This window comes from Vibrio minamisatsumaniensis, from assembly GCF_050337445.1.
GTDB classification, from domain to species: Bacteria; Pseudomonadota; Gammaproteobacteria; order Enterobacterales; family Vibrionaceae; genus Vibrio; species Vibrio artabrorum.
In genome coordinates this window covers 47800-65336 of sequence record NZ_JAKJSY010000020.1, presented here as the reverse complement: position 1 = coordinate 65336, position 17537 = coordinate 47800, and the positions used below count along the sequence as shown (strand labels likewise).

Here is a 17537-nt window from a genome sequence, read left to right as displayed (position 1 = left end):
GTGAAGGTTGACCCATTTGAGTGCATTCTTTGTGGGAACCATATGACGTTTCTTCGTTTTAGAGCAGGAGAGCCGCTGTCAGAGCTGGTTCATCATGCTCTGGTTCAATCCCAAATCAGGTCAATTTAGTTCTTTCGTAGGATGAGTGCGTCTGAAATGGCGAAAACAGCGAGAAAGTGGTCATTAAACACCCGTGTTTAGATTGTAGAGCAGGAGTTAGGTCAGTCAGGCACTCATTCTGACGTGAATTAAGCCGCTACTGTTCAGGTAAGGAAACATTGAGATCCCTTACCTTCAAGCCATTCCACTTCTTCGAAAATGGTTCATTCATCTCTTACCAAGGTTACATTGATTACCAATTCGGCATGGATGAAGATAAAGGATACGCAACATCTAGCCATGGTGGTGCAATGTTCAACGGCCTTTACTGGCACTCAAACCAATTCGCAGTTGGTTACGGTCTGAAACTTTACAAAGATGTGTACGGTTTTTCTGACGGCGAAGGTCTTCCATGGAATGCTGCAGCACAAGCTGAATCTTCTGGCGTAGGCCACTACGTAGCTGTCACTTACAAGTTCTAATCGAACTTCTAAGAAAGTTTCCTAAATGGCACCCTCGGGTGCCATTTTTTATTGCTTTCATTTAATGCCTCGTTATCCTTGCAGCATCACTTTCTTATCTCGGTATTGCTGTGAACATCACGATTGTTGGGCCCGGAGCCATCGGCTCTTTATGGGCGATAAAACTGCTTCAAGCTGGTCATAATGTCTCTTTGTGGAGTCGCGCCACTGACACCACAATTGATTTATCGCTTGATGGACAAGCTTCCCTTCCCTTCAGTAATAACAATATCGAAAAGCTAGCAGCGAGTGACTTGGTGATCTTCACGGTCAAAGCTTGGCAAGTAGAAGAAGCCACCACTCCGTTACTTCAATACTTAGACTCTGACACCATCCTCATGTTCATGCACAACGGTATGGGCGCGGTCGATAAGATCGCTACTCACATTAATGCGCACCCGGTAATCTTGGCGACCACCACTCAAGCGGCATTCAAACCGGACCGTTATCGTGTCTCTCATACTGGATTGGGCCAAACCCAATTGGGTGCTTTTAACCAAACGGGTCAGCAGTGTACGTTTTTAGTCGATGTATTAGATAACGCTCTCCCTGTCGTGAGTTGGAACCCAGAGATAAAAACCGCACTATGGAGTAAACTTGCCATCAATTGTGCCATCAACCCACTCTCTGGGTTGGAACAAATCAAGAATGGTGCGCTTGCAGATCAAAAGTTTGAGGGTATTTTAAGCTCTATCGTTAAAGAGCTCACACAGGTTATGCAAGCCGAAGGGATCACTTGTTCATTCGACGAATTAGCCGCAAGCGTCAAACAGGTCATCCAAGCCACAGCGCAAAACAACTCATCCATGAAGCAGGATATGTTTTACCAGCGCAAAACAGAGGTCGATTTCATCACTGGATACCTAATAAAAACAGCGCTTAAACATCAGATCGACGTTCCGGTTAACCAAAAGCTGTTCGCTCAGGTCAAAGAGCAAGAAAATCGCTGGAATCAGCAAGATTAGTCAGCAACGGTTTACAAGTCGCGATAAAATAACAATACCGCTAAGCATAACGCTAGCACCAATTTTCAAGATTTTAGGTAAGAATAGATGCTTGATATCAATCACATCCGAGAGCAGTTCCCTGCGCTATCACAAACCATCAATCAACAACCATTGATTTACTTAGACAGCGCGGCCACCACACAAAAACCTCAGGTTGTGATTGATGCCATTAGCCAATATTACTCCAAACAAAATGCCAATGTTCACCGTGGCAGCCATAGCTTAACAGCGAACGCGACCAGTCAATTTGAAGCAGCCAGAGACAAAATCGCCCAATTTATAGGGGCGACATCATCGAAAGAGATCATCTGGACTCGCGGAGCCACCGAAGCACTCAACCTAATTGCTCAAACGTATGCAAGAAGCACCCTTCAGCCCGGCGATGAGATCTTGGTCAGCGAAATGGAGCATCACGCCAACATTGTGCCTTGGCAAATTGTGGCACAACAGACCGGGGCTAAAGTTGTTAAAGTACCAATGACATCGGAGTGCGAATTTGACCTAACAGCCTTTGCTGATCGATTAAATGAACAAACCAAGATTGTTGCATTAGCTCAGATAACCAACGTGACAGGTTCTCGTCAGCCAATTGAAGCCGTCATCGAAAAAGCACACAAGATGAATGCCATTGTGGTGGTCGATGGCGCGCAAGGAATCGTTCATGAGCCGACTGATGTTACTGCTTTAGGTGCGGATTTCTACGTATTCTCAGGCCACAAACTCTACGCACCCGCGGGGATTGGCGTACTTTACGGCAAACTAGAACTGCTCGAAGCCATGCCCCCTTGGCACGGTGGTGGCAAAATGGTTGAGCGCGTCTCTTTCTCTGGCACTACTTTTTCCGAACTGCCTGGCAAATTCGAAGCGGGCACACCAAATGTAGCAGGAGCGATAGCATTAAGTACTGCAATAGAATGGTTGAGTGGGTTTGCACAACAAGATATCGAAAATCATATCCACCAACTACAACACGAGACTTATCTTGCGCTCAGTAAACTGGATGACATTCAGATTTTAGGGTATCAACCCAACGCAAGTGTGATTACTTTTGTGATGGATGGTGTTCACCATCAAGATATAGCGACTCTACTGGATCAGCAAGGTATCGCAGTACGTGCAGGACATCATTGTGCTCACCCATTAATGGATGCACTTAATGTGAAAGGAACGGTTCGAATTTCATTTGGTATTTACAACAACATGGATGATGTTGAAAAGCTCGTCGCGGCGATAGAAAAAGCCGTTGATATGCTTTAGCGAGTAGCGACATTATTTAGGGTTGGCGTTTAGCGTCAACCCTTTTTGTTTCTGTGTACCTAAGAGATGTTAAGCACTTAGCTCTTGGATTTGAGCAACAATCGCTTTTAAGCCGTTCCCGCGAGATGGGCTTAAATGGGTAATTAGACTGATTTGTTCAAAGTAACCATCAATATCGAACGCTTGAACCTGCTCTGATGTTTTTCCATCATACGCAGCCATCACTAAGGCAATCAGGCCGCGAACGATACGCGCATCAGAATCAGCACAAAAGCGCCAAACACCGTCGATATTTTGAGAAACCAACCACACTTGGCTTTCACAACCAGAGACAATCACCTGCTCACTTTTCAGTTCATCAGGCATCGTTGGCAGTTTCTTACCCCATTGAATCACTTGCCGATAACGGTCTTCCCAGCCGCTGAATGTCTGCATTTTCGCGACAATATCATCATGGGTAATTTCAGTGCCGAATGGAGAGCTTGGGAATGTGGTCATTTTAATATCCAGTCGATTTTTAATTGAGTAGAAGAGATTACTTAGCGTGCTTTTGAATCAGCTTTTCGACAATACGCGAAACCGCCACAAAGCCAAACGTCGCTGTTACAACCGTTGCCGCACCAAAACCCGTCGCACAATCCATGCGTTTTGGACCTTCTGCTGTCGCTTTCGCAGCACATACGCTGCCGTCAGCTTGAGGGTATTTCAGCTGTTCAGTTGAGAACACACAATCGATACCAAACTTACGCGCTGGATTCTTCGGGAAGTTATGATGACGACGAAGGGTATCTTTGAGCTTCTTCGCGAGCGGATCTTGAATCGTCTTCGTCAGATCGGCCACCTTGATTTGAGTCGGATCGATTTGACCACCCGCACCACCTGTGGTGATCACTTTGATTTTGTTGCTACGACAATAGGCCAGCAGTGAAGCCTTAGCTTTCATGCTATCAATCGCATCTAACACAAAATCGAACTCTTTCGATAGATATTCAGCCTGATTGTCAGGCCCGATGAAGTCGTCAATCAGGTTAACTTTACACTCAGGGTTAATCAACTTAACGCGCTCAGCCATCACTTCGATTTTACTCTTACCGACGGTACCCGACATAGCATGAATCTGACGGTTGATGTTGGTCACACATACATCATCCATATCGATCAAAGTCAGCTCACCTAAACCAGTACGAGCAAGCGCTTCAACCGCCCACGAACCTACCCCACCAATACCGATCACACACACGTGTGCGGCTCTGAGTATGTCGACTTCACTATTGCCATATAGGCGACGAGTGCCACCAAATCGTTGGTCATAGTTTTCTGAAGCAGGAGTGGTCAATTCACGCATTATTGCCGCCAATTTATTTCTGAGAAAAAGAAAAGAGTGCGTTTTATACGCACTCTTGAATAAAAAGTCTAGGGGATTAGCGATTCGCTTTCAATGCCCTATTTCATTCTCATTTACTCGATCTTCTCAGGAGGTAAAGCCCAAGGCGCTTCGGTTGCGCTGCCATCTAAGCCAAGTTTCCACACTCGACCAAAATGTTTGTAATGACCGGCTTCAGTACCCGCTCGTGGGCCCATACCATGATAGAGATCCAAATGGTTTTGCTTAACCGCGCCGCCCGTATCCAAAACCAGTAACAGTCTTAATTGGTGCGCGCCGCTCCAAGTACCATCAGCATTCAATAGTGGAACCTCTGCCAGAATTGGCGTTCCCATCGGAAGAATAGATCGGTCCCCAGCGACCGCGGCCATGGGTAATAATGGAATACCGGCACTGCCCATCACCGACAAGTCTTCTCTGGAACTAAAGAAAACAAAAGAAGGGTTTTGCTCAAGCAACTCTTTGACCACTTCAGGATCGTTTGCCAGTACCCACTCTTTGATGGCTTTTAGCGACATTTTTTCACGTGGAACTAAGCCTCGATCGATCAATACTCGACCTATACTCACGTAAGCTTTGTTGTTCTTACCAGCATAAGCGAAATATTTAAGCGTATCGTCGTCACCAAAGTGAACAAAGCCACTGCCCTGCACTTCCATCATAAACGGATCAATACGATTTGCAGCGTAACCGAGCTCAAGACCTTGGCCTTCTAGTGCACCGTTGTAGATCTCTTCACGAGTTGGGCACTCTTTATCACAATCAGGAAGGCCATAAACCGGGAATCGGTAATCTTCATTCGCTTCATGGCGCAGTTCCATCACAGGCGAAAAGTAGCCTGTAAATAAAACATTACCTTGCTTATCCCCCCCACCAAGTTGAGCAGTTTGAATGCCAAAGTTCGCGAGTTCGCTAGGATCACCACTTAGCATCGCCCATTCATTGAGTTGCTGATAAAGCGGTCCGTAGATCTTAGCCATCGAAGGCGATTTTGAAACCACTATCTCAGCTTGTTCGGCAAAGGCGGTGTAGTCTCTTGGTTTATTGGATTCAACCAGATCGACCTTATTTAAGATACGAGGAAACTCACCATCAAGATGTTGTTGAGCGCGATCGGTTGTTTGAGCACAGCCAAATAAGAAAGAGGCGGCAACAAGGGGAAGCCATTTTTTAATCACAAAAATTATCCTAAAAATTCTATGCAGCGAGGATGACAAAAATGGCCCGATAACACAATCTTAGATTGTAAGAGTTTACAATAAGATAACCGATCCCCACACCGACACACTACTGATATTCAGTACAAATTCACCCATCACATAATGTGTGATTCAAATTAGATTGCTTTCGTTGCTGTGCCTTGCTGTCGAGAGCGAGACCTTGGGTTATTTCATCGTTCTTATTCTGTGTGCAAGAGCTTGTTGCACTCAGAGGCTACTCATAATGGCGCCGTGCACCTTTGACACTGAGACCGCTCAGATAATGGAATCTCGATAAGAATAGTTTGCTCTTCACATCAAAAACAGGTTGTTTGAAAGTGAATTTAAATGCTAAATTATCGAATAAATAAACAAATGGACTTGTTCTGTGAAATTAAGAAGTACAGCGCTAGTAAAAGGCTTTAGACAATCAACCCCTTACGTCAATGCGCACCGTGGCAAAACCATGGTCATTATGCTGGGAGGCGAAGCGGTTGCTGATAGAAATTTTGGCAACATTATTAATGATATTGCTCTGCTCCACAGTCTTGGGGTAAAGATTGTTCTCGTCCATGGAGCAAGGCCACAGATCAATCAACTGTTGGCAAAACAAGATTGCCATACGCCTTATCACAAGAATATTAGGGTCACTGACGAATATTCTTTGGGGGTTGCGATGCAGGCTGCTGGCCAATTGCAACTTGCTATCACGGCTCGGCTTTCAATGAGTCTCAATAACACCCCGATGGCTGGTACTCAACTCAATGTGATGAGTGGTAACTTCATTACCGCTCAGCCGCTAGGTGTGGATGACGGTACGGATTACTGTCACAGCGGACGCATTCGTCGCATCGACATTGAAGGGATTAATCGTGCGCTTAACCAAGGCTCTATCGTCTTGCTCGGCCCGATTGCCAGTTCCGTCACTGGGGAAAGCTTTAACTTACTTTCTGAAGAGGTCGCGACTCAAGTCGCTATTCGTTTAGAAGCCGACAAGCTGATTGGCTTTTGCTCCGAACAGGGGGTGATGGATCAAAACGGAAATGTGCTCGCCGAACTTTTCCCAACAGACGCCAAACAAATACTACAACGCCTAACTCAATCTCAAAACCCTGCCGAAGACATGAGCACTGGCACACTGCGTTTTTTAAAGGGGGCGATTGCCGCTTGCCGGGCAGGTGTACCTCGTTGCCATCTAATCAGCTATAAAGTGGACGGTGCATTAATCCAAGAGCTGTTCTCTTTTGATGGTATTGGAACTCAAGTGGTCATGGCGAGTGCCGAGCAAGTAAGGCAAGCACAAATTGATGATATTGGTGGCATCTTTGACCTCATTCGTCCATTAGAAGAACAAGGCATCCTCGTTCGCCGTTCAAGAGAACAGTTAGAACAAGAGATCCACCGTTTTACTATCATCGAAAAAGATGGACTGATTATTGGTTGCGCTGCGTTATATGCTTACCCAGAAGATCACATGGCAGAGATGGCCTGCGTGGCTATCCACCCAGACTACCGAGATGGAGACCGTGGACAGATACTGCTGGATTACATGCGTCATCAATCCAAATCTCTCAATATCGAGCAAATATTTGTGCTTACTACGCACAGTCTTCATTGGTTCCGCGAGCAGGGCTTTTACGAAATAGGGGTGGATGAGTTACCGATGAAAAAACAAGGTCTATACAACTATCAGAGAAACTCTAAGATCTTAGCGCTAAATGTATAAATAAATTTATTGATCAAGTTCTCAAATTTGTAGAAAAATAATTGCACATGTAATCGTTTACTATGTGAAATTCATAAAATATGCACTTCCACTCACGCAATTAATTGTATAGAATTTCTGCGCTTTAATAATATTAACAAATGTTTTTATTGGAATTGCCATCTAAATGGTCGTATCGAACTCATTGTGGTGGTCACTGCACGGATTGCTATACCCGTTGACGGTCAGCACGCTAACATTAGCTCTGCTCGTTAATATAGACAGCAAAAAGAGCAACATTGATATGAGAACCATTGTTTGTAACTCGCTGCAAAGTTTTTGGGATATGGCTGATAACCAATTCTTAGAAGGGCTAGACGTACACTGCGTGTTCCCTGTGAGCGAGAATCTAAAAGAGTTTATTTTGAATTGCCAAGCAAAGTACAAGATAAACCACATATCGTTTACTCGAGCGTTTTTAAGCAAAGAGTCTTAATCACGTTCAAAGCAACCAGGGATGGTTGCTTTGTGTTTATCTCGCTCTAAATTCAAGCCCTTTCTCGCGGCCATTAACCACTAGTTCGTTAAGCGACGGCCTAACCCACTGACCCGCTCTGTTTTCACCTTAATCCCACGTTTCAACACGTTTGTATCGCTGAATATCATCAGTCGTTTCTTTGCGCGTGTAATACCGGTATAGATAAGCTCTCGCGTTAAAATAGGGCTGAAATCTGGCGGCAAGATCATTAAGGTCAGATCAAATTCACTACCTTGAGATTTGTGTATCGTCATCGCATAAGCCGTTTCATGATCAGGCACTCGGCTTGGTAGTACCGCTTTCACGCTGCCATCTGGCAACTCAAAATAGACCTTCAGTCGAGGCGTGGCATTCGCCTCATTTGACTCTAGATGCGTTGAGTCGGCTTCAAGCATACAAATGCCAATATCACCATTGTACAAACCTAAGCCATGATCATTGCGCGTCACCATGACTGGGCGCCCGTGATACCAAAGCTCATCGTTATGCGGATTCACTAAACGTCTTGCGGCAAGCGCCCTTTCAATTCTATGATTGAGACCTTTAACACCAAAGTCCCCTTCACGAATGGAGCACAACAATCGACACTGACTAAACAGGTCAAGAACCGATTTTGCGCGTGCTTCTTGGGTCTCTAGCTCTTCTAGCGGCACATTCATTCGGTTGAGATACACACCATACTCATTAACCAAGGTACGCAGCATCAAGTTATAGCTGTCACTCGACAGAGGGTGATTCTCGATGTCATCAAATCCTTTACCGAACACTTGATCGACCTGATTCGCAGAGCCGTTATTGATCGCTTTGGCCAGTTGACCAATACCGGAGCGTGCATCGAAACGATAACTCTTCTGCAGCATGCATAAACTGTCTGCAATCGCAGGTGGATTCACCAATCCACCTTTGACTTGCCTCGGTTTGGCTATCGCATCAAAGCCAGTCATCTCTGCAATTAAATTGCCTTGCGCTGTGCTGTACCCTGCAGAGTTGAACGAACAGATATCACCGAGCACAGCACCTGCCTCTACTGAAGCAAGTTGGTCTTTATCACCCAATAAGATGAGCCTTGCGTGCTCAGGAAGTGCATCCACCAGCTTATACATCATCGACAGATCGACCATTGAAGCTTCGTCCACCACCAAGATATCCAGATGAAGTGGATTGCGTCGGTTATGTCTGAATTCCGCTCGATTAGGAATCGCACCGAGTAATCGATGTAAAGTACTGGATTCTGTCGGTATGTTGGCCTTAACTTCAGGCGCTAAAGGCAGCTGCTCAATCGCTTTACCAATCGACTCTGTTAAACGTGCTGCCGCTTTACCCGTCGGAGCCACCAGCTTAATCGTCGGTGTTTTTCCTTGGCTGAGAGATTGCTCAACCATCGCCGACAGTAATTTGGTTACCGTGGTGGTTTTACCGGTACCCGGCCCACCGGAAATCACCGCAAAGCGACGACTCAGCGCTACCGCTGCGGCGACTTTTTGCCAGTTCAAACATGCCGATAACGGAACCAAGCCGTCCAGTACATCTAAGTCTGTCACTTGCTTAACGTGTACAATAGCTTGGTCGATTGCCCCCCAATCTAGAGCCTGTTCATCAACAATATCAAGATGGTCACACACCAACTGTTGGCGTAACACCTGCGAAGTTTGTTGGTTTTCTTCGGCCTTGGTTAAGGCGTTAAACAGAAAATGGTAACGGCGTGTGAACAACTGATTCAACGTTTCTGTCAGCGATTTTTTCTGCTCAGTATTGAACTCTACAGGCTTACTTAAACGGTTTAAGGTCTCAGCCAACACCACTTCGTAATTCCAATAACGTTGCAAGTAGACACGTTGCCCATCGAACATTAGCGGCTTAACACAATCCTTGGTCGTACCCACTAAGTTTGACGATTGCAGAACCGTCGCCCAATCAATACCTAACAATTTCTGGTTCAGTTGCAGTGCCGTCTCACCATACAAACCAAGTAACTGAGCAAGATCTGCCGTTAGTTCAGGGGCCGCCGTATGCTGTTGTATAAGCTGAGTACAAATGTGCCCCTTGCCTAATTCATGGCTTACAACGCCAGCCAGAAAGCCAATCTCTTGAGAATGACTCGTGGCTTGCTGCGCAATAAAACGGGCAAATTGATAATCCAATTGGCGAATCGAACCCTTATCTGCTAGGAAATTAAGTATATCCATAAGCTGATCAGGGATAAGTGAAACAGGCTTTACCGTGTTCGCATTTTGCATAGTCGTTGTCATTATAAAAGCCCCATCTGTCCACTTTCACCGTCATTCAATTGTACTGAGCGTCTGTCTATCACTTTACCTTCAATCAATTGATCCATTTCATCGAGCAAAGCCAATGTGGGTTTCGCCGAAAAAATACCTTGTTGTGATTGACCGTCCATTCCTCTTAAGAACAAGTAATAAACCCCACCAAAATGGAGTTCATAGCTGTAATCTGCAACGCGGCTGCGCAGGAAGCGGTGCAGTGCCAACGCATAAATTTGATATTGAAGATCGTAACGATGGTCGGCCATCGCCGATTTCAATGCTTCACCATGGTAGACGGCAACATCATCACCTAAATGATTCGATTTCCAGTCAAGAACATAGTATTTACCTTGATGTTCAAACACTAAATCGATGAAGCCTTTCAGCATGCCTTGCACGGTTTGGAAGCCTAAGTCGCCGGCTTTTGCTGATAGCGGATCATGATACTGAATGGTTTGATTCAATTCCGATGCGGCTAACACTTCGATCGGCAACAAAAATTCCATCTCGACTAAGCGTTGCGTTGAGTCTTTCTCGCTAAGTTTTAGATTTTTGCCATCCAACGCGGTGTTCAGCACCGTATCGACAAGCTGTTGAAGCACGGGTAACCACTCGAGTTCGTATTGTTCGGACTCTAATAAGTGAGTGATGACTTGCGTATTATGTTCGCTGGTTGCAGGCTCAGTAAATTCAACATCCTCAAATAGGGTGTGTAAGAAAGTGCCCGGACGAGCGCCGCGAGGGAATGTGAATATCGAACGTTCAGGCTCAATCAATTCCGACTCGTCTTGTTCATCCGCCGAGTCAATATCGAAACCAGACACCTCAATAGTCGCATCATGGCTCGCACCGTGACTGCCCTGTTTGACTAACCCTGAGTAACTGGTGATACGCCAAGCTCGGTCAATTGAAGTCTTGAGTTCATTGGCCTGTAAGTCGTCACTCACTTGCTCTGTTTGCACAAAAATTTGTTGGTGAGCGGTAGGTGTTTCAGACAGTAATACACTTGAATTCTTACCCTCAATTGCCGATAGAGCTTGATGCAACTCGGCAATACCTTGCTCTTGTCCGTTTTGAACCAAATAGCCCATAGCACTCAAGTGAACGCCAGTTGGCTCTTTGGTTGAACGCCCTTTACGTAGCGGTGCCATGCCAATGAAACAGCCATATACTGCACGAGTCAGCGCCACGTAAATCAAGCGTAAGTCTTCCGCCAATCGCTCTTTATCGGCTTGTGCTAAGGCACTATCGCTGCCAGTAATATCCAGTACTGTGGTATCTGAATCATGATCGTAGAACTTGCCTTCGCTCGCTTCACGGTAGCTCGCGACAAACGGCAAAAATACGAGGTCATATTCCAAGCCTTTTGATTTGTGAATGGTAACGATTTGAACCAAGTTTCTTTCTGATTCAAGGCGTTGAATGTCATCTTCACTGCCGCCTAAACCATTTTGAGCATCGGAAATCGCTTCTGCCAACCAACGCAACAAACCATAGTCACTGTCGAGCTCTTGCCTGGCTTGCTGTAGCAATTCGCCAATGTGCATCAAATCAGTAAGTGAGCGCTCACCATTTTCTTCTTCCAGTAAGCGTTCCGCGAGATGTCGTTTACTGATCACGCTGCGCAGCATGGGTAACACGCCACGCTGTAGCCACAACTTACGATATTCTCTAAACTCGTTAACGACGTTTTCCCATACCACTTCATCATTGTTGAGTTCGTCCAATGAGGCCGCATCCAGAGCAAACAATTCCGACGCTAAACTTGCGCGTAATGCTCGGTCGTTTTCAGGCGTCAGCACCGCCTGCAACAAACGCTGAATATCTTGTGCGACCAAACTGGTGAATACACTGTCTCGGTTCGACAAATACACACTCGCGATGCCTTGCTCCGATAGCGCGTTCTTGATCAGGCGACCTTCACTACCGGTTCGAACTAAGACAGCAATATCACCCGCATTCACGGCATGTTGTTTTTTGCCGTTATCAAAATAGGCTTGTTGATTTTGAGATGCAGTCAGAATGGTTTGAATTTGACTGGCGGTCGCCTCGGCCATGGCTTTGTGATATTCGCCTTTCGGCAATGGCTTATCTTCTGCATCCTGCAGCCAAAAGGTCAGTGCATGCTGAGTTTGACCATTCATCACCCATTGGCGTTTGTCGGCCGATGGACTGGCTGCGACGGGCAAAAATGGAATGTCTTGGTCGTAGATAAACGGGCTATCCGAATTCATAAACACTTGGTTTACCGCACTGACCATGTCAGCACTCGAACGCCAGTTAGTGCCTAACGTATAGTGAGCACTAACTTGGTTTCTCGCCTTGATATAGGTAAAGATGTCTGCGCCACGGAATCCGTAAATAGCCTGTTTCGGGTCACCGATCATAAACAGACCACACTGCGGATTATCGAGATAGATTCGGCTAAAAATACTGTACTGCAGCGGATCGGTATCTTGGAATTCATCGATCATCGCGACTGGGTATAAGGTGCGGATTCTCTCCACCAGCAGGGATTGCTCATCCACATCAATCGACGCGGATAACTGAGTCAGCAAATCATCAAATGATAACCACTGCTTCTGCTGCTTAGCCTTGGCTAACATAGTTCGACAATGGGTGATCGCATGTGCCAATAACGGGGCTTTCAGGTCTGCAGGAGAGTTTAAGAATTCCTCAATCGCCTCAAACACCGCGTGTTGAGGTGCGGTACCTTTTGGTGTTTTTTCGCTTAGAGTGGCTTGTGAGAACTTCTCTAATTTATCTGGGAACTGGTAATCATGGGTGTCGCTCTGCGCCCATGCTGTTACCGCTTCTAACCAAGTCGGCAAAGACTTCTTGGTGTAGCTGCGCTTATTCACATCCGATCCAGAGATCAAAGCCAAAAAGTCCGCTTCGGATTCGCACCATAACGCTTTAAGTTGCTTCACTTTGTCTAGGTTTTGATTGTGCAGAGTTTGCAGGTCGCCCGACATCGCATCGACTGTCAGCTTGAGCGGAGACCCCGTCAGATAACGATTTACGTCCGCTAATAACGCAGCAGGAGAACCCCAGATATTGCGAACCTCACCTGCCAGTTGAATAGGTAGCGGGTAGAACTGCTTACGCCAGTAATCGGCGACCACTTGCGCTTTCAGATGGCTTTCATCGGTTACAAATTCATTGTCAAAACGGCTTCCAGACTCGAAGGCATTTTGAGTCAACATCCGCTGACAGAAACCGTGAATGGTGTAGACCGCAGCCTCATCCATTTGTCTTTCTGCGTTAAGAAGAGTTTTCGCTGCGCCAGCATGATCATCAATGGCTTGTAACAAAGGCGCAATCACCGGGTCGTCACTCTGCCCACGAGCAAACGCAATCCGAGCATCATGGATTCGAGCGCGGATACGATCTCGCAGCTCTGCGGTTGCCGCTTCAGTAAAGGTCACCACCAGAATTTGGTCTACGGTGAGTGGCTCATGGTGTCGTGTGGCTTCCGTCAGATCACCTTGCGGCGCGGCCGTACCGTGTCCGAGCAGTAAGCGCAAGTACAAGCCAGCAATGGTGAATGTTTTCCCCGTACCGGCCGATGCTTCAATTAAACGCGCGCCATGAAGTGGAAACGTCATGGTATCGAGTGTTTTTGGAGCGATTACCTGAACACTGCTTGTGGTCGTCATGCCTTACTGCCTTCTGATAAATGTGTTGTTACAAATGTGACCTAGCATGGAAAACGTCATTCAATTAACGCCCACACAAATTGGTTAATGGTTAGTGCGATCTCACTCACGGACCCATTCCGATCGACTCGCTACTATGCGCCCACGAGTTCGGAAGCGCTTAAGAGTTTTATACTCATGCGTAACTTTGAACCACAGAATAATGGTCCCTCTGACCTGTGGCCGTACAGCAAACGCCCTACACTAATAATGATTTACTGGCGGCCACTTTATTTCCTGTACCCAGACTTCCTGCAATCCGTTTTCTATCGCTTTTATCGAGTCTACGCCCAACTTCCTCGAATCTTTTGATAAGCGCATCCCTTTACCGATCGTATCGTTGGCGATCTTACGGATCACCATGACTTACTCCTGATCGTCCAGATCGGCAGCGGCCAGTCTGGCCGCTTGCAACACAAGCGTCGAATACAGACGCGACTGAGCAGCCAGTTCATCATCCCACTTAGGCCAGATTCGAGAGATGTAAGTATCTCTGCCCTCCCCCGTAAAGGCGAAGCTGTCATTAAAGGTATCAGCCATTTTCTTGAGTGATTTTTCTTCATCATCGACCCATTGACCACGGCTAAAACCCGCTTCAACCCCAGCTAATGCCGTTTTCGGAAAGTAAGGCAATGGTGTGGTCATACCCTGATAAAACAATCGCACTAGCTCAGCCAGCAAACTCTTTGCCTGCTGCGCATCACCAATCGGTTGTAGCGTTTGATGAACCACACCTTCTTTTCTGTCGTAACCAATAATATGGGTGGTTTTTCCATGCCCCATCACCGTACAACACAAATGGTCAATCCAAGCCGCTAAGTAATCTTGAGCGCGGATTTTTCCGCTACGAAAACGCACTAAACCTGATTGATAGTTTTGAGTTAACCACCCCATCATACGAACAGGCTTACCTTCACCCAATACATCAAATTCGATATTCACTTCAAGATCTTGCTGTGGTGAACCGCTGACAAATCGAATCTCTTTGGCTAAGTCTTCTGCTTGCACACGGTTGGTTTCAAATTCGATATCACCGAAAGCGCCAATCGGTAATCGACCTTGCGCTTTTTGCTCAGAGACAAACTGTCGAACGGCTTCATCTGCACCTTCTGGGTGCTCCAGCAACACTTGTAATAGCGCATCTTTAAGTTGGAAACTCTCTAGGCCATTAAGTACAAACGGTTCATCGTCTTCCATTACAGGAAGTGGCGGTTCAAACACCGCTTTTAGGCGACGATTAAAGAAGTACTGCACCGGTAAACGCCAGAAACGCTGCAACTCAACCAAGTCGAGTTCTAACGGATACGTTGCCCCCAACAAATAATCATCCAATGCACGGTTGAATTCACCACTGCGTTCACCGGAACGGTTAGCCGCTGGAAGCCACTCTTTGGCGTAACTCAGCACATGGCTCGCATCACCTTGAGTAAACGCAGCTGGGCTGAACGGTGTCATGGTGTGTTCAAAGCTGATCGCTTGAGTCAGCTTAATACCTGAGTCATCACTTGGTAAGGCTCGGTCTTCGCTTAAACAGTAGTTCTGCTGGCAGTATTCCATCAACTCAGAAACCAGCACCGACGGCACTCGCTCAGTATTGTCTTGAATCGAACGGCCGACATAGCTGATGTACAGACACTCTTGCGCCGACAGTATCGCTTCTAAGAATAGGTAACGGTCATCATCACGACGAGAACGGTCACCCGGCCGAGAGCATCCGTTGATTAAATCAAAACCCTCAGGAGGCATTGAGCGAGGATAAACGCCATCATTCATACCTAACAAACAGACGGTTTTGAACGGAATGGAACGCATCGGCATCAGAGTGCAAAAGTTAACTTGCCCCGCTAAGAAGCGTTGGCTAATACGCGCACCCGACAGTTTATTATTCAAGTACTGGTAGATAATGCTTGGCGACAGTTCTTGCTCGTACAAGGCATCATCAAGCTGTTCGTTCAGTTGTGAAAGTGCATCACGAATCGACTTAAGTACTACCTCGCCTTCCAGCTCAACCGCAAAGAAATCATCCATCATTGTCAGCAAGGTTTCACGCCACATATCGATCGATTGAGTTTCAGTCAGGCGCTGGCGGTAATGAGCGATACGATCGATAAAGTGCGCTAACTTACCCGCAAGTTCGGCGTTAATGCCTTGAACTTCGTTATAAGCGGCAATCGGAGAGTGTTCGGTTTCAAATAAACCCGCAGAATCGGACATCGCATAGCCCAGTAACATGCGCTGGATACCAAACAACCACGTATTTTGCTCGGTTGCAGGTAGATCAAATTCCGTTGCGGTAGAAGAGTCGACACCCCAACGGATGCCCGCTTCTTCAACCCACTGCTTGGCTTGCTCGAATTGAAACTCATCAATCCCAAAACGCGCCATCATTGCTGGGATTTCTAACAACTCTAACAACTCAGACGCTAAACAACGCGTATTCGGTAGCGCGACCAACTGCATGAAGGCCGTCAGAATTGGGCTTTCTTGGTCGGCGGTTCTATCCGAGATCGAGTAAGGGATATAACGCTCACCTGGGGCATTACCAAATACCGCCTGAATCGCTGGGCTATAAGCATTAATGTCAGACACCATCACGATGATATCGCGTGGTTTCAGGGTCGGGTCGGCATCAAACATCGCCAACAGCTGATCATGAAGAACTTCAACCTCACGCATTGGGCTGTGACAAGCGTGCACGGTCAGCGAGCGGTCACCCAGTTCAACCACCTGTTTATGGTGGCTGGAATCTAAGATGTGGTCGTCTTGATGTTCTTCTAACTGGAGAATATCGGCTTGCAGCTGATGCAGTAGGCTGTCTCTCTCAACATCAATAAAGAATTCGTGCTCTTCGCTGTCTGATTGAGATAGCAAGAACAGGTTATCCCTGCCTAATTTACCCATAGACGCCAACAAGCTATTACCGACAGCTTGGCTGGTATGCAGTTCGTCTTCAATATTGGCTTCAATGCCATCTTTCAATGGTGAGGCTTCGCCTTCAAGCTGAGGTAGACCATCAACCAGAGCAAACTGCTTGCGGCGCTGCGCTTCGACTCTTGCCAAATATTTGCGATCACGGATATCGCCCCAGTAATGCTGACAGGGGTTGGTAAACATCAAATGAACATCAATCTGAGCACCGAGTGCTTTCAACGCGTCCATATAACGAGGCGGCAACGAAGAAATACCAAACACAAACAAGCGTTTAGGAAGGTGCTGCAGTTGACCTTGTTGATTGGCTAGCGCTTCAATAAAGTCGTGATACAAGTTGCCACGGTGGTATTTAGATTGGCCTTGGGACAGCGTTTGCTCATAGAGCGCTTGCCACAATATCGGTTGCCAAGGGTGCTCTTGCTGTCCCTCATCATCGATCAGTTCTGCAACGGGCTCTCCCGCTTCCCACATCGCCATCCATTCAGGTCGATACACTAAGTAGCCATCGAAAATATCGGCAATTTTTTCGGCCAATTGGTACAACTTAGAGCTGTCTTCGTCGTTTTCAAGATAGCGCTGTAGGGGTAAAAAATCAGGGTCGTCAAGCTTAGCGGGTAGCAAACTCATCAGCTTCCACGTCATCGCTTCTTTGTTAAAAGCACTGCGTTTCGGTACATCAGGAAGCACTTGGGTAAACATATCCCAAATGAAAGTCGCAGGAAGAGGAAAATCGATATTTGCTGCTACACCAAACTCTTTAGCGAGTTCCATCTTAAGCCATTGAGACATACCCGGGCTCTGCACCAAGATTTGCTCTTTTTCGAAAGGATTGGCTAAAGGCTCACTTTTGATTAAGTGAACGAGAAGAATTTTTAAAGTATCAACTTTATTGGAATGGTAAACAGTAAACAAAGTGCACTCACGCTAATCTTGC

10 protein-coding genes and 2 pseudogenes are annotated in these 17537 nt (G+C 46.5%); 6 read left to right on the top strand and 6 right to left on the bottom strand.

Annotation, left to right across the window (positions count from 1 at the left end; all coding sequences use genetic code 11):
- The 4 genes and pseudogenes from L4B77_RS06275 to csdA form a co-directional block, all read left to right on the top strand.
- Positions 1 to 129: pseudogene (locus L4B77_RS06275) on the top strand (IS91 family transposase); the annotation flags it as partial.
- A gap of 164 nt (positions 130 to 293) precedes the next feature.
- Positions 294 to 581 (top strand): annotated as a pseudogene (locus L4B77_RS06270) (outer membrane protein OmpK); the annotation flags it as partial.
- A gap of 110 nt (positions 582 to 691) precedes the next feature.
- Positions 692 to 1585 (top strand): 2-dehydropantoate 2-reductase, encoded by an 894-nt coding sequence (gene panE / locus L4B77_RS06265; protein WP_429749212.1) that lies wholly within the window; start codon positions 692 to 694, stop codon positions 1583 to 1585.
- An 87-nt stretch (positions 1586 to 1672) separates the two neighbouring features.
- Positions 1673 to 2884 (top strand): cysteine desulfurase CsdA, encoded by a 1212-nt coding sequence (csdA, locus tag L4B77_RS06260; protein WP_429749210.1) that lies wholly within the window; start codon positions 1673 to 1675, stop codon positions 2882 to 2884.
- A 69-nt stretch (positions 2885 to 2953) separates the two neighbouring features.
- On the opposite strand, the gene csdE is transcribed toward csdA, so the two are convergent.
- From csdE to mltA, 3 genes are all read right to left on the bottom strand, one after another.
- Complete coding sequence (gene csdE / locus L4B77_RS06255) at positions 2954 to 3382, bottom strand: cysteine desulfurase sulfur acceptor subunit CsdE (protein WP_429749208.1); 429 nt, start codon at positions 3380 to 3382, stop codon at positions 2954 to 2956.
- 37 nt (positions 3383 to 3419) lie between these two features.
- Positions 3420 to 4229: a tRNA cyclic N6-threonylcarbamoyladenosine(37) synthase TcdA gene (gene tcdA, locus L4B77_RS06250; RefSeq protein ID WP_017059899.1), complete on the bottom strand. Its 810-nt coding sequence runs from the start codon at positions 4227 to 4229 to the stop codon at positions 3420 to 3422.
- 113 nt (positions 4230 to 4342) lie between these two features.
- Entirely contained in the window at positions 4343 to 5455 is a 1113-nt protein-coding gene (gene mltA / locus L4B77_RS06245) for a murein transglycosylase A (protein ID WP_261839680.1), read from the bottom strand.
- Between the two features lie 400 nt (positions 5456 to 5855).
- Here mltA and argA point away from each other — a divergent pair, with 400 nt between their 5' ends.
- Positions 5856 to 7193: an amino-acid N-acetyltransferase gene (gene argA / locus L4B77_RS06240; RefSeq protein WP_261839053.1), complete on the top strand. Its 1338-nt coding sequence runs from the start codon at positions 5856 to 5858 to the stop codon at positions 7191 to 7193.
- Between the two features lie 283 nt (positions 7194 to 7476).
- The gene (locus tag L4B77_RS06235) at positions 7477 to 7668 is read left to right on the top strand and encodes a hypothetical protein (RefSeq protein WP_004735192.1); all 192 of its coding nucleotides are present in this window, start codon (positions 7477 to 7479) and stop codon (positions 7666 to 7668) included.
- 80 nt (positions 7669 to 7748) lie between these two features.
- Here L4B77_RS06235 and recD read toward each other — a convergent pair whose 3' ends face one another.
- From recD to recC, 3 genes are all read right to left on the bottom strand, one after another.
- Positions 7749 to 9959, bottom strand: a complete 2211-nt coding sequence (gene recD / locus L4B77_RS06230; protein ID WP_429749205.1) for an exodeoxyribonuclease V subunit alpha — start codon at positions 9957 to 9959, stop codon at positions 7749 to 7751.
- The gene (gene recB / locus L4B77_RS06225; protein WP_429749203.1) at positions 9959 to 13633 is read right to left on the bottom strand and encodes an exodeoxyribonuclease V subunit beta; all 3675 of its coding nucleotides are present in this window, start codon (positions 13631 to 13633) and stop codon (positions 9959 to 9961) included. Before recB ends, recD begins: the two co-directional genes overlap by 1 nt.
- Before the next feature lie 405 nt (positions 13634 to 14038).
- A complete protein-coding gene (recC, locus tag L4B77_RS06220) occupies positions 14039 to 17515 on the bottom strand; it encodes an exodeoxyribonuclease V subunit gamma (RefSeq protein WP_429749201.1) in 3477 nt (1158 codons plus the stop codon).
- Between the last annotated feature and the right edge of the window lie 22 nt (positions 17516 to 17537).